The 3125-nt window shown below is 66.9% G+C and carries 7 protein-coding genes; 5 read left to right on the plus strand and 2 right to left on the minus strand.

What is annotated here, in order from left to right; genetic code table 11:
- Positions 1-106: 106 nt before the first annotated feature.
- Both ABZ297_RS46530 and ABZ297_RS46535 read right to left on the minus strand, forming a co-directional pair.
- Positions 107-619 carry a DUF6624 domain-containing protein gene (locus ABZ297_RS46530; protein ID WP_355360966.1) on the minus strand — a complete coding sequence of 171 codons (513 nt, stop codon included), beginning with the start codon at positions 617-619 and terminating at the stop codon, positions 107-109.
- 87 nt (positions 620-706) lie between these two features.
- Complete coding sequence (locus ABZ297_RS46535) at positions 707-1204, minus strand: ASCH domain-containing protein (protein WP_355360969.1); 498 nt, start codon at positions 1202-1204, stop codon at positions 707-709.
- A 135-nt stretch (positions 1205-1339) separates the two neighbouring features.
- On the opposite strand from ABZ297_RS46535, the gene ABZ297_RS46540 reads away from it, so the two are divergent.
- From ABZ297_RS46540 to ABZ297_RS46560, 5 genes are all read left to right on the plus strand, one after another.
- The gene (locus tag ABZ297_RS46540; protein WP_355360972.1) at positions 1340-1666 is read left to right on the plus strand and encodes a PadR family transcriptional regulator; all 327 of its coding nucleotides are present in this window, start codon (positions 1340-1342) and stop codon (positions 1664-1666) included.
- Positions 1663-2019 carry a DUF1048 domain-containing protein gene (locus ABZ297_RS46545; protein ID WP_355360975.1) on the plus strand — a complete coding sequence of 119 codons (357 nt, stop codon included), beginning with the start codon at positions 1663-1665 and terminating at the stop codon, positions 2017-2019. Before ABZ297_RS46540 ends, ABZ297_RS46545 begins: the two co-directional genes overlap by 4 nt.
- Before the next feature lies 1 nt (position 2020).
- Positions 2021-2347, plus strand: a complete 327-nt coding sequence (locus ABZ297_RS46550; protein WP_355360978.1) for a DUF1048 domain-containing protein — start codon at positions 2021-2023, stop codon at positions 2345-2347.
- Positions 2348-2359: 12 nt separating this feature from the next.
- Entirely contained in the window at positions 2360-2548 is a 189-nt protein-coding gene (locus tag ABZ297_RS46555; RefSeq protein ID WP_355360981.1) for a hypothetical protein, read from the plus strand.
- On the plus strand, positions 2545-3125 hold a 581-nt coding region (locus ABZ297_RS46560), incomplete at its 3' end, for a hypothetical protein (protein ID WP_355360984.1). The genes ABZ297_RS46555 and ABZ297_RS46560, both read left to right, overlap by 4 nt.

The raw sequence follows: 3125 nt of genomic DNA on the forward strand, positions 1-3125 counted from the left end.
CCACTCGGCATCAGTCAGATCATGACGATTCAGGCGATCTTCCACCGGACTGATCTACACCAACCGCCACTAAAGATCCACGGGACACGCCCTAGGTGAAATGTGCTCAGGCGAACTGCCCGCGATGCCTCCGGTCGTACTCGGCATGTGGTCCCAGCCCGGCACGGGCGCGCCGCTCATCTAGATGATCGGGGTCCTCGACCGGCTGGAGTTCGAGCCGCCCCTCGCGCATCCCGTACTGGGTGCCGTACACCTGCGGGCGCCCTTCGGCGACGCGAACCCGGTCGACCAGGTAGGCGTAGTCGGCCCAAGTGGCCTGTCCCGCCTTGGCGGCTTCTTCCAGCAGGGGCAAGCAGGTGCGCTGGAAGGCGACATCCTGGTCGGCGTGTTGTGCCAGGAGCCACGCGGCGTGCGCGGCTTGCGTACCGACCACATCTCGTCCCGGCCAGCCGCGCTGAGCGATCACGCTTTTGAGGAAGGCGGTGTTGCTTGCATCTACGGCGTAGAACTCAGCGATCTGCTCCTCCGTCCACTGGCTGCCCAGGGGCGCGCAGGTGCGCACCTCCTGATCTCTTTTCATCCGCTGCAACAGCTCATCGCGAAGCTCGCCATCGATCACAGGCTGCCCTTCCCTCCCGCATGCCTGAACAGTCTCGTGCCCTGTGTACCCGGGGACGACTGCGGTGAGCCCGGAAGGCAGCAAACGTCACCGGACGGGCTCACTCCTGTGCTCAGCCGGCACGCCGAGTGCTTCCTTCTCGGGGCCGTGGATGCGGCGGATGTTGGCCAGTTGCTGCTCGCGCGGGCTGTCGGGGTTGACGTTGACCGGGCCCTCGGCGTCGAGCAGCTCCTCGAAGTCGCCGTACCGGCTCACCCGCTTGACGCGAGTGAGGGCGTCGTCGCGGCCGCACACGAACCTGATGCGGTCGCCGGCCTTGAGGCTGCGCAGGTTCGGATACTGCGCCCGGACCTCGATGGTTCTGCGGCCGGCGGCGACCAGGTCGAAGTAGCGGCGGTAGAGGTTCATCTCGCGGGCGCGCACGCCCGTGGAACTGCGCGGGCGTGTGGTCGTGATCCTGTCCAGTTCGGCGGTGGTGTAGCTGCGGCAGAAGTGCTTGGGGTCGGCCAGCATGCGGCCGACCAGCCAGACCATGGCGTCAACGAAGGAGCCGACGTCGCCGGGCCAGGTGGTGATGTCGAGCATCCAGTCGCGGGCAGATGATTCGAATCGCTTCCGTGGTCTGCGCTCACCGCTTGCTGGGCGTTGCTTCACTACTCTGTGGTGCCGTATAGTGGTACTCGGTACTACAAAGTACCAGGAGACCGAAGAGGACTCACGATGGACGACCTGACGGAGATGCTGAAGGGCACGCTTGAGGGCTGCGTGCTTGAAATCATCGGCAGCGAGGAGACCTACGGGTACGCCATCACGCGTCGGCTGAACGAACTCGGCTTCGCCGACGTCGTCGAGGGGACGGTTTACACCATCCTGCTGCGGCTGGAGAAGAACGGGCTCGTCCAAGCGACGAAACGACCGTCCGGGCTGGGCCCGCCGCGCAAGTTCTATGCGCTCAACGACGCGGGGCGCGAAGAACTCGCGACGTTCTGGGCGAAATGGGCGTACATCACATCACGGATCGACAAGCTCAAGGAGGGCGGGAGATGAACTTCTGGGAGACCATGACAGGCAGCGATCTCACCAGGGAATGGAAGGCGTTCGAAGCCCGGGCCGCGGCATTGCCGGCCGACTACCGGGCGGCGTGGGAAGAGATCAAGGGGCATCTTTCTCTCTACTCGGACTTCACAGGTCGAAACCTGATGCCGATTCTCGACGGTGCTCTGGGGCTGCTCGAAGAGACAGCGTCCGATGGGCAGAGCATTCACGAGGTGCTGGGTGACGACATCGCGGGCTTCTGCGCGGCGCTGGCCGGCGGAGAAAGGGGGCGGAGCTATCGCGACCGGTGGCGCGAGCAGTTGAACAGGAACGTCGCAAGGAAATTGGGCCGGCTAGGAGGCTGACGTGGGCATCCAAGACATCATCGAGGGCAAGAAGCAGTGGCGGGCGCACATGGCCCGGGTCAAGGCGCTCCCGCCGGACTATCAGATCGTCTACAAGGAGATTCAGAGGTACCTCTTCAAGGTTGGACCGATCGACTTGCATGACGGGCCCCTGCTTCCAGGGATCGTCGATTTCTTCGAGGAGGGCGTCGCGGCCAACAGGGGAGTCCTGGAACTCATCGGCAACGATGTCGCTGCCTTCTGCGACGACCTGATCAAGGACTCGCGCACCTACGCGGACATCTATCAGGAGTCCATCAGCGGGAAACCCGGCACGGCCGAGAAGTAACACCCATCTTCGATGGGTGACGACGCGACCGCCTTCGACATGCGCGGGGCCGAGTTGTCCCACCACGGTCTCGATGTCGTCCTGCGCGGCCTGTCGATGATCTGCGGTGACGACCGAGTCCTGGATCTGACCGGCCCGCTGTTTGACGGGCTGTATGAGTTCTTCCGCGGCCAGCTGCTGCTCGGCAGGGAGCCCGCGTGAGTGCCGCGCGGTTGATCTTCGCAGCGCAGGCCGTACGCGGTCTGGCGTACGGCCTGGCCGCCGTCCAGCTCGCCACGCTGCTGCGGGCCGAGGGGCTGCAGGCCGCCGGGGTCGGTCTCGTGCTGGCCGCCGTGATGGCCGGGGGCGCGCTGGCCAGCATCGCCCTGGCCCGCTGGGGCGACCGGTTCGGCCGTCGCCGCTCCTACGCCGTGTTGTACCTGGCCCTGGCCTTGTGCGGGTCGCTGATCGCGGTCGGAGCTCCGGTGTGGCTGCTGAGCCTGGCCGCCCTGTCCGGCGCGCTGTCGGTCGAGGTGGTCGAGTCCGGGCCGTTCACCACCGTGGAGCAGGTCATGCTGGATGGCAGCGGCGTGGCCGTGCGCGGCTTCGGCCTCTACAACGCCGTCGCCGCCACTGCCGGGACCGCCGGCGCGCTGCTGGGCGCGCTCCCGCCCTCGCGGTCGCTGCTGGGGGCGGGTTTGGTGGCCGTGGGCGGGGGGGGTGGTTTCCGGGCCGACCGCGGGCCCCCCCCCCGCAGGTTGGCCCCGGGCGGGGGGGCGCCCCCGGGCCGGCCCCCCCC

The sequence above is a fragment of the Nonomuraea sp. NPDC005983 genome (genome assembly GCF_040614375.1).
GTDB lineage: Bacteria > Actinomycetota > Actinomycetes > Streptosporangiales > Streptosporangiaceae > Nonomuraea.

Excerpts from the sequence above, each read along its gene's own strand:
- ABZ297_RS46540 (WP_355360972.1), top strand. The coding sequence starts at position 1,340 with ATGGACGACCTGACGGAGATGCTGAAGGGCACGCTTGAGGGCTGCGTG.
- ABZ297_RS46545 (WP_355360975.1), top strand. The coding sequence starts at position 1,663 with ATGAACTTCTGGGAGACCATGACAGGCAGCGATCTCACCAGGGAATGG.
- ABZ297_RS46535 (WP_355360969.1), bottom strand. The coding sequence starts at position 1,204 with ATGCTCGACATCACCACCTGGCCCGGCGACGTCGGCTCCTTCGTTGAC.
- ABZ297_RS46555 (WP_355360981.1), top strand. The coding sequence starts at position 2,360 with ATGGGTGACGACGCGACCGCCTTCGACATGCGCGGGGCCGAGTTGTCC.